The 16,771-nt window shown below is 69.1% G+C and carries 14 protein-coding genes; 8 read left to right on the plus strand and 6 right to left on the minus strand.

Translation table 11 applies throughout. The features are described from left to right. Window position 1 precedes the first annotated feature (1 nt). The 3 genes from yidC (at window position 2) to SNE34_RS07525 (ending at window position 4,340) form a co-directional block, all read left to right on the plus strand. Complete coding sequence (gene yidC / locus SNE34_RS07515) at window positions 2–1,711, plus strand: membrane protein insertase YidC (RefSeq protein ID WP_332616216.1); 1,710 nt, start codon at window positions 2–4, stop codon at window positions 1,709–1,711. 86 nt (window positions 1,712–1,797) lie between these two features. Then, complete coding sequence (gene mnmE, locus SNE34_RS07520) at window positions 1,798–3,150, plus strand: tRNA uridine-5-carboxymethylaminomethyl(34) synthesis GTPase MnmE (protein ID WP_332616517.1); 1,353 nt, start codon at window positions 1,798–1,800, stop codon at window positions 3,148–3,150. A gap of 149 nt (window positions 3,151–3,299) precedes the next feature. Beyond that, window positions 3,300–4,340 (plus strand): energy transducer TonB, encoded by a 1,041-nt coding sequence (locus SNE34_RS07525; protein WP_332616218.1) that lies wholly within the window; start codon window positions 3,300–3,302, stop codon window positions 4,338–4,340. 109 nt (window positions 4,341–4,449) lie between these two features. Here the strand turns inward: SNE34_RS07525 and SNE34_RS07530 are convergent, their stop codons facing one another. The 4 genes from SNE34_RS07530 to SNE34_RS07545 all read right to left on the minus strand — a co-directional run bounded on the left by SNE34_RS07530 (window position 4,450) and on the right by SNE34_RS07545 (window position 8,957). Next, on the minus strand, window positions 4,450–5,682 hold the full coding sequence (locus SNE34_RS07530; RefSeq protein WP_332616220.1) for an ABC transporter permease: 1,233 nt from the start codon (window positions 5,680–5,682) through the stop codon (window positions 4,450–4,452). Then, entirely contained in the window at window positions 5,679–6,425 is a 747-nt protein-coding gene (locus SNE34_RS07535; protein WP_332616222.1) for an ABC transporter ATP-binding protein, read from the minus strand. Before SNE34_RS07535 ends, SNE34_RS07530 begins: the two co-directional genes overlap by 4 nt. A gap of 70 nt (window positions 6,426–6,495) precedes the next feature. After that, entirely contained in the window at window positions 6,496–8,031 is a 1,536-nt protein-coding gene (locus SNE34_RS07540) for an alpha/beta hydrolase (RefSeq protein WP_332616224.1), read from the minus strand. A 113-nt stretch (window positions 8,032–8,144) separates the two neighbouring features. Further along, a complete protein-coding gene (locus SNE34_RS07545) occupies window positions 8,145–8,957 on the minus strand; it encodes a ferredoxin--NADP reductase (RefSeq protein ID WP_332616518.1) in 813 nt (270 codons plus the stop codon). Window positions 8,958–9,073: 116 nt separating this feature from the next. Here SNE34_RS07545 and SNE34_RS07550 point away from each other — a divergent pair, with 116 nt between their 5' ends. The 3 genes from SNE34_RS07550 (at window position 9,074) to SNE34_RS07560 (ending at window position 11,181) form a co-directional block, all read left to right on the plus strand. After that, on the plus strand, window positions 9,074–10,096 hold the full coding sequence (locus tag SNE34_RS07550) for an ABC transporter ATP-binding protein (protein WP_332616226.1): 1,023 nt from the start codon (window positions 9,074–9,076) through the stop codon (window positions 10,094–10,096). Then, a complete protein-coding gene (locus SNE34_RS07555) occupies window positions 10,093–10,878 on the plus strand; it encodes an ABC transporter permease (protein WP_332616228.1) in 786 nt (261 codons plus the stop codon). The genes SNE34_RS07550 and SNE34_RS07555 overlap by 4 nt, the downstream gene beginning before the upstream one ends. Window positions 10,879–10,953: 75 nt before the next feature. Further along, entirely contained in the window at window positions 10,954–11,181 is a 228-nt protein-coding gene (locus SNE34_RS07560) for a hypothetical protein (RefSeq protein ID WP_332616231.1), read from the plus strand. On the opposite strand, the gene SNE34_RS07565 is transcribed toward SNE34_RS07560, so the two are convergent. Next, a complete protein-coding gene (locus tag SNE34_RS07565; RefSeq protein ID WP_332616233.1) occupies window positions 11,178–11,969 on the minus strand; it encodes a TatD family hydrolase in 792 nt (263 codons plus the stop codon). The two genes, SNE34_RS07560 and SNE34_RS07565, sit on opposite strands and share 4 nt — an antisense overlap. Window positions 11,970–12,569: 600 nt before the next feature. On the opposite strand from SNE34_RS07565, the gene hrpB reads away from it, so the two are divergent. Together hrpB and SNE34_RS07575 are read left to right on the plus strand one after the other, a co-directional pair. Next, complete coding sequence (gene hrpB, locus SNE34_RS07570; protein WP_332616236.1) at window positions 12,570–15,077, plus strand: ATP-dependent helicase HrpB; 2,508 nt, start codon at window positions 12,570–12,572, stop codon at window positions 15,075–15,077. 113 nt (window positions 15,078–15,190) lie between these two features. Then, window positions 15,191–15,550 carry a hypothetical protein gene (locus SNE34_RS07575; RefSeq protein WP_332616238.1) on the plus strand — a complete coding sequence of 120 codons (360 nt, stop codon included), beginning with the start codon at window positions 15,191–15,193 and terminating at the stop codon, window positions 15,548–15,550. 21 nt (window positions 15,551–15,571) lie between these two features. Here SNE34_RS07575 and SNE34_RS07580 read toward each other — a convergent pair whose 3' ends face one another. After that, window positions 15,572–16,702, minus strand: coding sequence for a hybrid sensor histidine kinase/response regulator (locus tag SNE34_RS07580; RefSeq protein ID WP_332616239.1), 1,131 nt, complete (start codon window positions 16,700–16,702; stop codon window positions 15,572–15,574). Window positions 16,703–16,771 lie beyond the last annotated feature (69 nt).

Genomic DNA, 16,771 nt, shown 5'->3' on the forward strand with positions numbered 1-16,771 from the left:
TATGAACCAGACCCGCATGTTCCTGATCCTCGCCTGGCTGATGGTGGCGACCCTGCTGTGGATGGCGTGGGACAAGGAACAGGTTGCGCCGCCGACCCCGGTCACCAGTCGCGTCGATGCCGGCGATGCCAGCGTGCCGGATGCCGCCACCGCCGGCGCGGTCCCGACGCTGGCCGCCACCGCGCAGCCGGGAAGCCAGGCCGTGCCCGCCGCGGCGACCGCGGATGCCAACCGTCCGGCTGCCGTAACGGTTCGCACCGACGTGCTGCAGGTCGTGCTCGACGGCGGCGAGATCCGCCAGGCCGACCTGCTGGCGTACCCGAGCACGGCCGACGAGGACAGCGCGCCGGTGCGGCTGTTCGCGCAGGATCCAGCCAACTACTTCGTCGCCCAGAGTGGCTGGGTCAGCAACAGCGGTGCCGCGCCTAGCCACCTGCAGGGTTTCGTGTTCGACCGCGCCGCATTGCCCGCCGGCGCCGACCTCGCCCTCGATCCCGGCGAGCAGCAGGTCGTGGTGCCGTTCACCTGGACCGGTCCGGACGGCGTCACCATTCGCCGCACCTACACCTTCGGCCGCGGCGACTACGCGGTGCAGGTCCGCGATGAAGTGGTCAACGGCAGCGATGCGCCGTGGCAGGGTTTCGTCTACCGCCAGCTGAGCCGGGTGCCGCGCGCGCTGGAGAAATCCGGCCCGATGAGCGTCGAGCAGTACAGCTTCCAGGGCGCGGCGTGGTTCGGCGCCGGCGAATACGACAAGCGCGACTACGACGACTTCGTCGATGACGGCCCGCTCAACCAGCAGGTCACCGGCGGCTGGATCGCGATGCTGCAGCACCACTTCTTCGGCGCCTGGATTCCGGCCGAGGACGCTACCAGCACGTTCTCGCTGGCAACCCCGAGCGGCACTGGCGGCACCCACTACCTGATTCGCGAACTCGGCCCCGGCGTCAGCGTCGCCCCCGGCGCGACTGCCGCCAGCCAGGCCCGACTGTGGGTCGGTCCCAAGCTGGTAGCCAACATCCAGTCGCAGAACGTGCCCGGACTGGAGCGCGCGGTCGACTTCAGCAGCTTCAGCATCATGGCGACGCTCGCCGGCTGGCTGTTCTGGGTGCTGGCCAAGCTGCACGGACTGCTCGGCAACTGGGGCTGGGCGATCGTCGGTCTGGTGGTGATCCTCAAGCTGGTGATGTTTCCGCTGTCGGCGGCGCAGTACAAGTCGATGGCGAAGATGCGCAAGTTCCAGCCGCGCATGGCCCAGCTCAAGGAGCGCTACGGCGACGACCGCCAGAAACTGCAGTCGGCGATGATGGAGCTGTACAAGAAGGAGAAGATCAACCCCGTCGGCGGCTGCCTGCCGCTGCTGCTGCAGATGCCGGTGTTCCTGGCGTTGTACTGGATGCTGTCGGAGTCGGTCGAGCTGCGCCACGCGCCGTGGATCCTGTGGATCGACGACCTCACCGCGGCCGACCCTTACTTCGTGCTGCCGGTGATCAACATCGCGCTGATGTGGGCGACCCAGAAACTCAACCCGATGACCGGCATCGATCCGATGCAGGCCAAGATGATGCAGTTCATGCCGGTGGTGATGGGCGTGGTTTTCGCGTTCTTCCCGGCCGGCCTGGTGCTGTACTGGGTGACCAATGCCGGACTCGGCCTGATCCAGCAATGGTGGATGGTCAAGAAGTACAGCGAGGAGCCGGTCAAGGCCTGAGCCTGAAACCGGCATGCAAGAGCCGCCGCGCGCGGGCTTTTGTTTGCGTCGCCTTGCCGGCCACCGCGATGACGCACACTACCGAGATGGCCCAGCGCGACACCATCGCCGCCATCGCCACCGCGCCGGGTGCCGGCGGGGTCGGCATCGTACGCCTGTCCGGCCCGCGCGCTCGCGCGATCGGCGAGGCGATCACTGCCCGCGCGCTGACCCCACGCCACGCCCATCACGCGCGTTTCCGCGACGAGCGTGGCGACACCCTCGACGATGGCATCGCTTTGTACTTCGCCGCGCCGGCCAGCTACACCGGCGAGGACGTGGTCGAGCTGCAGGCGCACGGCAGCCCGGCGGTGCTGCACGAGCTGCTGGCGCGCTGTTGCACGCTCGGCGCCCGACATGCGCGGCCAGGCGAATTCAGCGAGCGCGCCTTCCTCGAAGGCCGGCTCGACCTCGCCCAGGCCGAAGCGGTCGCCGACCTGATCGCCGCCGGCGACGCGCGCGCCGCGCGTGCGGCCCGGCGCGCGCTCGATGGCGAGTTCTCGCGGCGGGTCGAGGCCCTGGCCGAATCGCTAATGGCGATCCGCATCCACGTCGAAGCGGCGATCGACTTCGCCGACGAACCGCTCGACACCCTCGGCGGCGCCGCGTTGCGCGCGCGTTGCGAGGCCCTGGCTTCGGCGCTCGACGACCTGCTTGCCGCCGCCGAGCGCGGCCGGCGCCTGCGCGACGGCCTGCACGCGGTGATCATCGGTCCGCCCAACGCCGGCAAGAGCTCGCTGCTCAATGCGCTCGCCGGCAGCGAGCGCGCGATCGTCACCGACATCGCCGGCACCACCCGCGACCTGCTGCACGAGGTGGTGCGGATCGACGGCGTCGAACTGGGCCTGGTCGACACCGCCGGCCTGCGCGAGGGCGGAGACGCGATCGAGCGCGAGGGTATGCGCCGCGCCCACGGCGAATTGCAGCGGGCCGACCTCGCGATCGTGGTGCTCGACGCGCGCGACCCGCAGGATGGCCGGTCCGCCGTGGCCGACGCGATCGTCGGCGTGCCGAGGCGGCTGTGGCTGCACAACAAGGCCGACCTGCTCGACGTCGTCGCGGCGCTGCCGGACGACACCGCCGGCGACCGCCACCTATCGATCTCGGTACGCACCGGCGCCGGCCTCGACGCCTTGCATGCATGTCTGCGCCAGCTCGCTTCGGCGGAGGGGGGCGACGCGGTAGACGGCGCATTCACCGCTCGCGCGCGCCACGTCGATGCGCTGCGTCGTGCCGGCGACGAACTGGCCCAAGCGCGGGCGCAGCTCGATCACGAAGCGCTGGATCTTGCCGCCGAAGCGCTGCGGGTCGCCCACGACGCGCTCGGCGAGATCACCGGACGGGTGCGGGCCGACGACCTGCTCGGCCGGATCTTCTCCAGTTTCTGCATCGGGAAGTAAAGCGACTTAAAATGTGATGAAAGTCACCGTTTGACGCATCGGCCCTGTACCGTTCAGCACCATCCGCCCGCGGCGCCTTGACAAGGATGGTACGCGCTCGCGACCTTGTGCGGGTGCGCCTGCGAGGCCGCACTTCAGGGGAGTTCGTCATGATCGTCAATTCACATGTCCGGCAATCGTGCCGGCTGTCTGCTGTTTCCAAAGTGTCGCTGGTGCTGGCCATGGGCCTGGTGCTGGCGGCGTGCAACAACGAGCAGGCCGCGCCCGATGGCGCCGCGCCTGCTTCCGTCGACACCGCCGCCGCGGCGGCGGTCACCGCGCCGGCCATCGCGCCCGAGGACGCGGTGTCGGGCAAGGTCAGTGCGATGACCGTCGAGCAACTGCGCGACGCCGCCCGCAAGGCCTACGGCGACAACCGCCTGTACGCGCCGGCCGAGGACAACGCGGTCGAGTACTACCTCGGGCTGCGCGACAAGTCGCCGGACGACGCCTCGGTCTCGAGCGCGCTGACCGACCTGCTGCCGATGACCGTCATCGCCACCGAGCAGAGCATCAGTCGCGGTGATTTCGCCGAAGCCCAGCGTCTTTCCGCGCTGCTGGAAAAGGCCGCGCCGCAGCATCCCGCGCTGGCCCGGCTCAAGAGCAACATCGAGACCCAGCAAGCCGCCGCCGTCGCCCGCGCCGCGGAACTGGAAGTGACCGCCGAGGAGCAGGCCGCCGCCCAACTCGAACTCGAGCGCCAGCGCCTGGCCGACCAGAAGCGCCAACAGGAGCAGGCCGCTCGCGAACTGGCCAAGCGCCAGGCCGAAGAAAAGGCGGCCGAAGAAGAAGAGGCGGCGGCAGCCGCACTCGCGAGCCAGCAGGCTGCCGAGAAGCAGGCTGCCGAGCGTCGTGCCGCGGCGGCCCGCCCCGCGGCGGCGAGCAAGCCGACCGTCGCCGACCTGCGGCCGCTGTCGATGCCGGGGCCGCAGTATCCCCGTGATGCCCTGCGCGCCGGCCAGTCGGGCGAGGTGCTGGTCGAGTACACCGTCGGTACCGATGGTTCGGTGATCGCCGCGGAAGTGGTGAGCTCCAACCCGCGCCGGGTGTTCGACCGCGCCGCGCTGGAAGCAGTCCAGAGCTGGCGGTTCCAGCCGATCTCGGCGCCGGTCACCACCCGCCGCACGATCGACTTCAACCTCGGCGGTTGAGTCTTCGCTGTCCCGGCTGGGGAGCCGGGACGGACGGGCAGAAAGATACGAGTAGAAAAAAGAAGCCCGGCGCGAGCCGGGCTTCTTCGTTTTCGGGGTGGGCCGGCGATCAGCCGGCGATTGCCAGCTTCTCCTGCCGGTACAGGCGCACCGCCGCGAACCACAGCAACGCCGCCAGACCGAAGCCGGCGAGCAGGTACACCGCCCAGATCTCGGCCCCGATCGGCTCGCCGCGGACGACCTTCAGGATCATCTGGTTCTGCGCCAGGAACGGCACCGCGAACTGCCACAGCTGGGTCTTCAGCGGAGTGAACATCAGCACCATCGACGGCAGCATCGGCAGCAGTACCACCCAGCTCATGTGCGACTGCGCCTCCTTCAGGCTCTTGGCCGAGGCGGCCAGCAGGGTCAGCAGGCTGTTGCCGATCAGGATCATCGGCACCAGGATCAGCAGCAGCTTGCCGACCGACGCCAGGCGCACGTCGAGCATTTCGCCGATCCCGCTCGCCAGCTGCGCGCTGCCCTTCAATGCCAGCAGGGTCAGCAGTACCGACAACAGGCCGAGCACGCCGGCGGCGGCGAGCTTGCCGCTGACCAGGGCGCCGCGCGACGCCGGGGTCGCCAGCAACGGTTCCAGCGACTGCCGTTCGCGCTCGCCGGCGGTGGCGTCAAGGATCAGCGCCATGCCGCCGATGAATGAGATGAAAATCAGCAGGTACGGCAGCAGCATGCTCAGGACGATCCCGCCCTTGGCTTCCGGGGTCGCGAGGTCGCGGCTGCCGAGCGAGATCGGGCGGGTGATCGAGGCGTCGATGCCACGGGCGTACAGTCGCAACGCGCCGACTTGCTCGCGATAGGCCGTCAGCGCCGCGCGCAAGCGCTTGACCGGGATCTCCGCATTGCGCCGGGTGCTGTCGTGGATCACCTCGACCCGCGCCGGCCGACCCGCGCGCCAGTCCTCGGCGAACTGCGGATCGATCGCCAGCGCGACGTCGACGTCCTGATCCAGCACCGCGGCGTCGATGTCGCCCGGTGGCTCGGTCACGGTGATGCCTTGGCCAGCCAGGAACGCCAGCAGGTTGGGTGCGTGCTCGGCGCCGAGCACCGGCACCTCGAGCTTCTCTTCGAGCTGGGTCTCGGTGCGGCTCTGCATCAGCGTGAACAGCCCGAGCATCAGCAGCGGGGTCAGCACCGGGCCGAGGAACACGGTCAGCAGCAGCGTGCGGCGGTCGCGCACGATGTCGCGCAGCTCCTTGCGCAACACCGTCCAAACGGTGGCGAAGGTTCGGCGGGCAGGGCGGGCGGATCGGGTCGTGCCCGGATCGATATGGATCGCGCTCATGCGTGCAGGCCCTCGTCGCTGCCGATCGCCTTGACGAAGGCGTCTTCGAGATTGGATTCGCCGAACCGCGCGCGCAGCTCGTCGGCGCTGCCGGCGGCCACCACCTGGCCCTTGGCGATGATGACAATGCGGTCACACAGCGCCGCGACCTCCTGCATGATGTGGCTGGAGAAGATCACGCAGCGGCCTTCGTTGCGAAGTTGCTGCAGGAAGCCGCGCATCGCCCGGGTGGTCATCACGTCGAGGCCATTGGTCGGTTCGTCGAGGATCACGTTTCGCGGGTCGTGCACCAACGCGCGGGCGATCGCGGTCTTGGTGCGCTGGCCTTGGCTGAACCCTTCGGTCTGGCGGTCGAGGATCTCGTCCATGTCGAGCGCGGTAGACAACGCCTTGGTGCGTTGCGCGATCAACTCGGCCGGCATGCCATGCAGCTCGCCGAAGTAGGCGATGTTCTCGCGCGCGGTCAGGCGCTTGTAGACGCCGCGCGCGTCCGGCAGCACGCCGAGCGCGCGGCGCACCGCGGTCGGGTCGACTGCCGCATCGATGCCGTCGACTTCGACCTTGCCGGCGTCGGGCGTCATCAAGGTGTAGAGCATGCGCAGGGTGGTGGTCTTGCCGGCACCGTTGGGCCCGAGCAGGCCGGTGATCTGGCCATCGGGGGCGTCGAAATGGACGCCGTCGACCGCCTTGACCGTGCCGCTCTTGGTCTTGAACGCCTTGTGCAGGTTGTCTGCGCGAATCATCGGGAAATCCTCGCGGCACCGCGTGGCGCCTCGGCCGCATCGAAGGGAAAGGTCGGAACGCGACTGGTGCTCATGGTGCCCAGCCGTTGAAGTGGACGAACGGCGGCACGTAACGCAGCGACTCCAGGCACTGCGTGTCGAGCGCCTTGGCATCGGCGCTGTCGATGAACTGGCCGAGCAGCTCGGGCATGCAGCCGGTCGCCGAGACGTTGTGGCCCTGGCCTTCCAGCACCAGGTGGCGGCCGTTGGGCAGGTTGGCGACGACCTTCTCGCCGTAGCGCGGCGGGGTCACCGGATCGAGCTCGCCCGACAGCAGCAGCACCGGCAGGTCCGAGGCGAACGGCTGATGGAAGCCGGCCGGCGCCCGCCCGTGCGGCCACGCCGCGCACGGCGCGAAGAACATCTCGGCCAGCTCGGCGCCGGCGATCGTGTCGCCGGCACCGGGATCGGCGCGATAGCGACCGGCATCCTCGGCGCAGACCACCGACCACTGCATGCCGGGCGTCATCTGCCCCTGCATCTGTTCGCCACTCATCTGCAGCAGCGACATCAGCGGCGCGTAGCGGCCGTGCGCGGCCTCGTCGATCATCAGCGGCAGCAGCGACGCGGTCTGCGGCACGTAGGAGAACATGAAGGCGAGGCTGCCGACGGCATCGGCGGTGACGGTGTCGCGGCGCAGCTCGCCGGTGCGCGAATCGCGGTAGTCGACCGCGACCGGCTCGGCCTCCAACGATGCCATCACCGTGCGCAGCTGCGCGCGCATGTCGGTCGGGAACCGCGCACTGCACGCCGGCAGTTCGCGACACTGCGCCGACTGCAGTGCCAGCGCATCCTCCAGGGTGGTGGCGAACTCTCCGCCGATCACCAGCGAGTTCGGCGCGACGCCGTCGAGCACCACGGTGCGGGTGTGCTGCGGGTAGGTCGCGGCGTAATGCTGGGCGACGCGGGTGCCGTACGAAACACCGAGCAGGTTGATCTGGTCGACGCCGAGCGCGGCGCGTACCGCATCGAGGTCGCGCACCGCATCGGTGGTGGTGTAGAAGCGCGGGTCGGCGCGGCCTTCGAGGCCGGCCGCGCACTGGCGGGCGAACGCGACCAGCTGGGCGACGTCCGGCGCGGCGGTCGGGTCGAGCTCCATCGGCTTGCCGCTGGCATCGCGGCAGTCGAGCGGGTTGGAGCCGCCGGTGCCGCGCTGGTCGACCAGGATGATGTCGCGGTGCTTGCCGACCTCGGCGAGGGTGGCCTCGACCGCTGCCGCATGCTCGGTCGCGGCCTGGCCGGGGCCGCCGGCGAGGAAGAACACCGGGTCGTCGCTGTCGCCGTCGGCATCGCTGGCCGGCAGCCAGGCGATGTCGAGCGCGATCCGACGGCCGTCGGGCGCGGCGGGATTCTCGGCAACCTCAAGCGTGCCGCACTGGGCTTCGGTAGCGGGACCGCCGCTGGCGCTTTCCAGCGAGCACGGCTCGAACGCGATGGTGCCGAAGTGACGGGTGCTGTCGATGCCGGGCTCGGTCGCAGCATTGGCGCCGTCGGCATCGCAACCGATCAGCGCGGTCGCGGCGATCGCCGTGGCAATGGCGGTGTGCAGTATGCGGGTGGTGCGCATGAGTCCCATCTGGTCCGTAGGGCGGATCGCCCTGCAGGATGACAGACGGGGGTTGCGCGGAAAACGTGACAAACGTCGTGGCGCGATAGCCCGCGGGCGTCGCGTTGCCCGCGCTATTTGCTGCTGACGTACTTCTCGCGGCGGATCTGCTTGATCTCCAGCCCCGCGTCCTTGAGCGCCTCGAAGCAGGCGTCGACCATGTTCGGATTGCCGCACAGGTAGGCGATGTCGGTCCCGGCATCCGGCGCGAACTCGCCGAGGAACTGCTGCACGTAGCCATGCCGCACGTCGGCATGGGCGACGTCGGAGTCCGGCGCCGGCAGCTCGCGCGAGAAGCACGGCACGAACCGGAAGTTGTCCGGGTGCTTGTCGGCGAATGCACGGAACTCGTCGCCGTACAGCAGCTCGGCCGGAGTGCGCGCGCCGAACAGCAGCACCACCCGGATACCGCGCTCGGCGATCGCCGCCTCGAGCTGCGGCAGCATCGCCCGGTACGGCGTCACCCCGGTGCCGGTGCCGATCAACAGGTAGCGCGTGTTGGCGTCGGCCGGCATCAGGCAGAAGCGCCCGAACGGCCCGCTGGCATCGACCGTGCCGCCGTCGTCGAGCCCTTCGAACAGCGCCGTCGCCGCGCCGCCGGGCACGTAGCTGACCGCGATCTCGACCGCCTCGCCCGGACCCATCGCGTGGTCGTGGATGGTTGCCAGCGAATACGAGCGCTTGGTCGGGGTGCTGTCGGCGTACTGGAAGTGGACCTGGATGAACTGGCCGGGGATGAAATCCAGCGGTTGGCCGTCGTCGCGCACGAACACGTAGTGGCCCACGCTGGGCGCGAGCATGCGGCGGGAGACGAGCCGGAGAGGGAAATGCTGGATTGCCACGCGCGGTAGACCTTGGGAAAGCGACGAAAGGGAGCTGAAACACAGCGTCGCCGGAGCGCGCCAATGCAGCCGCCTATACTACCGGGATCGCCGTGACGCTTCCCCGCGCGACGCCGCCGCCGCGGCCCGCCACTCGCGGCACCAACCAAGGTTGCACACCAATGACCCAGATCCAGGCGACCGCCGTCGCCGCACCGGACCGGGCAGTCCCGGCGCTTTCGGTACAGAACCTGCGCAAGACCTACGACGTCGGCGCCGGCAAGCGCGGCGTCGAGGCGCTCAAGGGCGTCTCGCTGGACGTTGCCGAGGGCGACTTCTTCGCCCTGCTCGGTCCCAACGGCGCCGGCAAGAGCACCCTGATCGGCATCGTCAGCTCGCTGGTCAACCTGAGCTCCGGCGCCGTCAAGATCTACGGCACCGACCTGCAGGCCGACCGCAGCGCGGCTATGCGGCTGATCGGGCTGGTGCCGCAGGAAATCAACTTCAACATGTTCGAACAGCCGCTCGACATCCTGGTCAACTACGCCGGCTTCTACGGCATCGCCCGTGACGAGGCGCTGGTCCGCGCCGAACAGGAGCTCAAGCGCGCGCAGCTGTGGGACAAGGCGCGGATGATGAGCCGCACCCTGTCGGGTGGCATGAAGCGCCGGCTGATGATCGCCCGGGCGATGATGACCCGACCGCGCCTGCTGATCCTCGACGAGCCCACGGCCGGCGTCGACATCGAGATCCGCCGCGGCATGTGGGAGACCCTGCGCGAGATCAACGCCGCCGGCACCACCATCATCCTCACCACGCACTATCTGGAAGAAGCCGAATACCTGTGCCGCAACTTGGCGATCATCGACCGCGGCCAGATCGTTGCCGCCGGGCCGATGCGCACCTTGCTGGCGCGGCTCGACGTCGAGGGTTTCGTGCTCGACATCGACGGCGCACTGCCATCGGTGTTGCCCGAGATCGACGGCACCACCGTGCTCGCGCGCGACGACCACACCCTCGACATCGAGATGCCGCGCGCGATGGACCTCAACCGGGTGTTCGCCGCGCTCGGCGAGGCCGGCATCCGGGTGCGCTCGATGCGGACCAAGAGCAACCGGCTGGAGGAGCTGTTCGTGCGCATGGTCGCCGCCGGCGATTCCGCCCCCGACGAAGTCGCCAACACGACGCCGGAACAAACCCGATGAGCCAACCGAACCCCACGCAAGCCAATCTCGTTGCACTGGGCACCGTCGCCCGCCGCGAGATCCACCGCATCCTGCGCATCTGGGCCCAGACCCTGGTGCCGCCGGCGATCACGATGACCCTGTACTTCCTGATCTTCGGCGGCCTGATCGGTTCGCGGATCGGCGAGATGGACGGCATCTCGTACATGGACTTCATCGTCCCCGGACTGGTGATGATGAGCATCATCCAGAACAGCTACGGCAACATCTCCTCGTCGTTCTTCGGCGCCAAGTTCGGCCGCCACGTCGAGGAGCTGCTGGTCAGCCCGATGCCGAACTGGGTGATCCTGGCCGGCTACGTCGCCGGTGCGGTCGCGCGCGGGCTGGCGGTCGGCGTGATCGTGCTGGCGATCGCCTCGCTGTTCACCGACGTGCGCATGCCGCATCCGCTGGTGACGCTGTCGACGGTGTTCCTCGGCGCGGTGATCTTCGCCCTGGCCGGCTTCATCAACGCGGTGTACGCGAAGAAATTCGACGACGTCACCATCGTCCCGACCTTCATCCTGACTCCGCTGACGTACCTGGGCGGCGTGTTCTATTCGGTCAAGCTGCTGCCCGACTGGGCCGAGGCGATGACCCACGCCAACCCGATCTTCTACATGGTCAACGCGTTCCGCTACGGGTTGCTGGGCGTGAGCGACGTGCCGGTGTGGATCGCGTTCGCACTGATGCTGGGTTTCGTGGTCGTGCTGACGATGGTGGCGCTGTGGCTGCTCAAGCGCGGGGTCGGGTTGCGCAGCTGAAGCCGGGGGACATCCCGGGCAACCCTGATGGTCGTCTATCCTCGAGGGGTCCACACGGACCGCGGCGGCGTCAAGGTGACCGATTCGAAGATCCCGCAAGACGTGCTGGACAGTCTCGAGGACAGCTACACGGTGCGGTATTCCGACGGCAACGGCGACATCTACAACAACCCCGTGCAGACCTATCTGCTGCGCCGCGCCGACCGCGAAATCTGGGTGCACCTGGCGACCGACTCGGCGTCCGGTGGCTGGATCATTGCCGAGACGACCGGTGATCCCTCCACAGGTCCCGGCGCCGGCTAGCCGGACAAACCGAAGAACGCGCGCGCGGTGGCCGTGCTGTTGGCGGCCGTCACCGCGACCTCCTCGCCGCGGTCGCGCGCGAGTTCCTCGACGATATGGGCCAGGTACATCGGCTCGTTGCGGCGGTGGCTCGGCGCCGGCTTGACCGTGCGCGGCAGCAGGTAGGGGGCGTCGGTCTCGATCATCAGGCGGTTGGCCGGGATGTTCCTCACCAGTTCGCGCAGGTGCTGGCCGCGGCGCTCGTCGCACAGCCAGCCGGTGATGCCGACGTGCCAATCCTGGTCGAGGTAGTCGAACAGTTCGTCGCGGCTGCCGGTGAAGCAGTGCACCACCGCCGGGCCGAGCCGGCCGTCGAACCCGCGCATCACCGACATGAAGTCGGCATGGGCGTCGCGCTGGTGCAGGAACACCGGCTTGTTCGTTTCCGCGGCGATCTGCAGCTGCATCTCGAATGCGCGGCGTTGCGCCGGTCGCGGCGAGAAATCGCGGAAGTAGTCGAGTCCGCACTCACCGACGGCGACGACTTCGGGATGCTGGTGCAGCGCACGCATCTCGGCATCACATTCGGTGGTGTACTCGCTCGCATGGTGCGGGTGTACGCCGGCAGTGGCGAAAAGTTCACCAGGATGGGATTGCGCCAGCTTCAATGCCTGCGGCGAATGCTCGCGGCTGGCGCCGGTCACGACCATCTGCACCACGCCGGCGTCGCGCGCACGTTGCATCACCGCGTCGCGGTCATGGTCGAAGGAGTCGTGGGTGAGGTTGGCGCCGATGTCGATCAAGTCCATCGGGGTAGTTTAGGGGAGGGTGGCGACGGCAACAGCAACAGCAACAGCAAAGCGGCGCTGGATCTCGGCTTCGGGCGGGGCGACGACCTGCCGGGGCATTGCTACTCGGTTCGGGCGGCCATCCCTGGCCGCACTCACCGCCGTGCGCCATCCATGGCGCACTCTCCGCAATACCCCGACAGGACGCCGCGTCGGCGCGTGGATTTAAGCGGACTTTGACTTTTATGTAGGAGCGGCTTTAGCCGCGATCTGGAGTCGGCTCGAGTGGGCGGTTTCAGATCGCGGCTAAAGCCGCTCCTACAAGAGCATCTACTCACCGGAGCCGAAACTATCCAGGCGGGAGGCGGGGTGCGGGGGAATTGCGGAAAAGCGGGCCATGGATGGCCCGCGGCCCGCCTCAGGGCAGGATTGCCCCGACGAAGGGCTGCAGCAATCCCTCGCGGCCCGTCTCCCGCAGCGCGCAGACCGCCCGAAGCCCGCCTTCGCACTTGCCCCCCCTGAGCCGATGTACAGGTCGCGACTCACGTCGCTCCTGCGACCGAAGGAAGTCCAGCCGGACAAATGCGAGCCCGACGTCATCTGTCACCTATGCTTTCACCGGTGAATCGCCCGACATTCCCCATCGACGCTCTGCTGCCGCAGATCCGCGACAGCCTCGCCATCCACCCGCGGCTCGTCCTCGAAGCCTCGCCCGGCGCTGGCAAGACCACCCAAGTGCCGCCGGCCTTGCTCGATGCGCCGTGGATTGCCGATCGCCGGATCCTGATGCTGGAACCGCGCCGGGTCGCCGCGCGGGCGGCGGCGCAGTTCATGGCGCGCCAGCGCGGCGAAGCGGTCGGACAGACCGTCGGCTACCGCATCCGCTTCGACAACCAGGTGTCGGCGCAGACCCGGATCGAGGTCGTCACCGAGGGCATCCTGACCCGGATGCTGCAGGACGATCCGACTCTCGAGGGCGTCGGCGCGATCGTGTTCGACGAGTTCCACGAACGCCATCTCGCCGCCGACCTCGGCCTCGCGCTCGCGCTCGACGTGCAGGCCGCGTTGCGCGACGACCTGCGGATCGTGGTGATGTCTGCGACGCTCGACGGCGAACGGCTGGCGCAGTTCCTCGACGCGCCGCGGCTGAGCAGCACCGGGTGCAGCTTCCCGGTCGAAGTCGGCCACTTTCCGGCGCGTCGCGAGGAAAAACTCGAACACCAAGTCCGGCGCGCGGTCGAACACGCGCTTGCCGCGCATCCCGGCGACGTGCTGGTGTTCCTGCCGGGCCAGCGCGAGATCGCCCGTGCGCAACAGGCGCTGGCGACGTTGCCCGCCGACGCCGACATCCTCGCCCTGCACGGCGAACTGCCGGTCGAACAACAATCGCTGGTGCTGCAGCCGCACCCCGACGGCCGTCGCCGCGTCGTGGTCGCGACCAATGTCGCCGAGTCCAGCGTGACCCTCCCCGGCGTGCGCGTGGTGATCGACAGCGGCCTGGCGCGCGAGCCGCGCTACGACCCCAACAGCGGCTTCGGCCGGCTCGACGTAGTCGCGATCGCCCAAGCCTCGGCCGACCAGCGCGCCGGTCGCGCCGGCCGTGTCGCCGAGGGGTGGGCCTACCGGCTATGGCCGCAGTCGCAACGGCTGGAACCGCAGCGCCGGCCGGAGATCGTCCAGGTCGAACTGGCCGGGCTCGCGCTCGAACTCGCGGCCTGGGGCGACCCCGACCTGCGCTTCGTCGACCCGCCGCCACCCGGCCCGATGGCGGCCGCGCGCGAACTGCTGCAACGGCTCGGTGCAATCGACGATGGGGTCATCACGCCACTCGGTCGCCGCATGCTCGCGCTCGGCACCCATCCGCGCCTCGCCGCGATGCTGCTGGCACCCGACGACACGACCGAACGCGCGCTGGCCTGCGATCTCGCCGCGCTGGTCGAAGCGCGCGATCCGCTGCGCTCGCGCAGCGATGCCCTGGCCGAACGCTGGCAGGCGCTGGTGGCATTCCGCAACGGCCGGGTCGCAGCGGATGCCTCGCGCGCGGCACTCGCCGCGATCGACCAGGCCGCGCGGCAATGGCGCCGTCGCCTTCGCATCGATGCGCCGCCGCCATCGACCATCGCCGCGCACCGGCTCGGCGACCTGCTCGCCCATGCCTATCCCGACCGCATCGCCCGTCAGCACCCCGCCGACCCGCATCGCTACCAACTCGCCAACGGCCGCGGCGCGCGTCTGTTCGACGACAGCGCGGTGTTCGGCGAACCGTGGCTGCTGGTCAGCGAGTTGCGCGCCGCCACCGGCGCGCGCGCCGACGCCACCCTCCTGCGCGCCGTCCCACTCGACCCACAGCGGCTGCAGCGCGACTGGCCGCAGCGTTTCATCACCATCGACCGGGTGCTGTGGGACGCCGACAGCCAGCGCATCCACGCCGTGCGCGAAACCCGTTTCGACCAGATCGTGCTCGAGCGCAAACCGCTCGCCCATCCCGACCGCGGCCGCTACGCCGAGGCGCTGGTCGACGCGGTGCGCCAGCTCGGGCTGGACGCATTGCCGTGGAGCGAGTCGTTGCGGCAATGGCGCGCGCGGGTGCGCTGCCTGCGCGCGTGGTGTCCCGAGTTGTCGTTGCCGGACCTGTCCGACGAAAACCTGCTGGCGACGTTGCAGACCTGGCTGCAACCCGCGCTGACCGGCAAGACCCGGCTCGCCGCACTGGCCGAAACCGAACTGGCCGAGGCGCTCAAGCGCGACCTCGACTGGCCGACGCGGCAGCGCATCGACCAGCTCGCGCCGACCCGGATCGCGGTGCCGTCAGGGCTGGAGCGACCGATCGAATACGGCTTCGACGCCGCCGCCGACACGCCACTGGCACCGGTGCTCGCGGTCAAGCTGCAGGAGCTGTTCGGCCTGGCCGACACCCCGCGGATCGTCGACGGCCGGGTCTCGTTGACGCTGCACCTGCTGTCGCCGGGCGGGCGCCCGCTGCAGGTCACCGGCGACCTGCGCGGCTTCTGGGAACGCACCTACCCGGAGGTCCGCAAGGAGATGAAAGGCCGCTACCCCAAGCACCCGTGGCCCGACGATCCATGGACCGCGAAGGCGACCCACCGGGCCAAGCCGCGCGGTACCTGACGGCGCGACGCCCGCGGCGTTCAGTTGTGAGTCGAGCGTGGCCGGTGGGCTCACGCGGTTTCAACGACCGCTTGCCGACACTGAAGCGGCATCCCCTTCGCAGGCATTTCCCGATGAGCAGATTTGATTCCTTCACCGATCGCGCGCTCGACCTGGCCAACAGCGCCGGCGACAGCCTCCGGCACGCGGTGCCGCGCGGCGCGGCCGGCTGGCTCGAAACCGGCGCCAAGCTCGGCGCCCTCAAGGGCGGGGCACGGGTGGCAAGCGCGTTCGTGCGGCGCAACCCCGCGGTCGCGGTCGCGACGATCGCCGGTGCCGGCCTGCTGTGGTACGCCGCCCGGCGCAAGGCGCGGCAGGCCCGCGAGGCGCCGATCGACGGCAGCGCAAAACGCATCGAGGCGCGCCGCGAGCGGCCGGCACGCAAGAGCACCGCACGCAAGCGCAGCGCGGCGAAGACGCCCAGATCCGACTAGATCCGTTCCGACTAGACCGGCTCAGCAAGCGGCCGATTGCGGCCCCGGCTCGCAATCCGCGGTCGCCGCCGCTTCCGGCAGCTCGATCACGAAGCAGGCGCCGCCACCCTCGCGGTCCTCGTACCAAAGGTGGCCACCGGCGTTGGCGACAATCTGTTTGGCCAACGACAAGCCGAGGCCGCTGGAAATCCCGTCCTCGGGTTGCTGCAGGCGGGTGAATGGCTTGAACAGTTCGCGCTGCAGCGATTTGGCGATGCCGGGGCCGCGATCGGCGGCGATCAATTGCCAGAAGCCGTTGGCGCCGGGACGGCCGGCCAATTCCAATTCGGTCCCCGGCGCGTATTTCATCGCGTTGGTGACAAGGTTTTCGCCGAGCTGGCGCAACACCCGCTCGTCAATCGCGACATGGGCATCGGCCGGCGGCTCCGACATCCGCACCTGGCTGCCAACGGCCTCCAACTGGATTTCGTAGCGTTGCACCAGCCAACGCAAGGTGTCCCCGAGGTTGGCGCAGGCCTGTTCACCCGGCTGGCTGGTCGTGCCGGCGCGGGTTTCCAGATAGTGACGAATGTAACCCAGGGCGTCGTCGGCGCTCTCGTGGATCATCTGCAGGTAGCGCGGCACGCGTTCGGGCTTGCAGCCGTCGTGGATCAGGATGTCGCTGGCGAACAAAACGCTCGACAGCGGGTTCTTGAGATCGTGGGCGACCAGGCTGACCAGCTCCGTGCGTTCGTGGGCAACCCGTTCGAGCCGGTCGCGGGTGAGCTTGAGACCGATGTGGGCGTTGACTCGGGCCAGCAGTTCTTCCGGCAGGAAAGGTTTGGTCACGTAGTCGACCGCGCCGGCATCGAACGCGCGCAGCAGCAGGTCGCGGTCATGCGCGGCGGTGACGAATACCACCGGCACCTGCAACGACGGATCCTGCTCGCGCAGCGCGGCAAGCACCTCGAAGCCGTCCATCCCCGGCATCATCATGTCGAGCAGGATCATGTCCGGCACCGACTCGGCATAGCGCGCCAGCGCCTCGTCGCCGTTGGCGGCGGTGATGACGCAATAACCTTCGCGCGTCAGCAACGAATTGACCACCCGCAGGTTGGCGCTTTGGTCGTCGACGACCAGGATCTGGCCCAAGGCGGTATCGGCTGAAGTCATCGGGATTCCATGATCGAGCGGGCCGGTGCCGGTCACGTCGCGTAGACGACGCTGAACGCGATGACGTTA

Origin of the sequence: Novilysobacter erysipheiresistens (assembly GCF_036663935.1) — a bacterium.
Lineage (GTDB): Bacteria > Pseudomonadota > Gammaproteobacteria > Xanthomonadales > Xanthomonadaceae > Novilysobacter > Novilysobacter erysipheiresistens.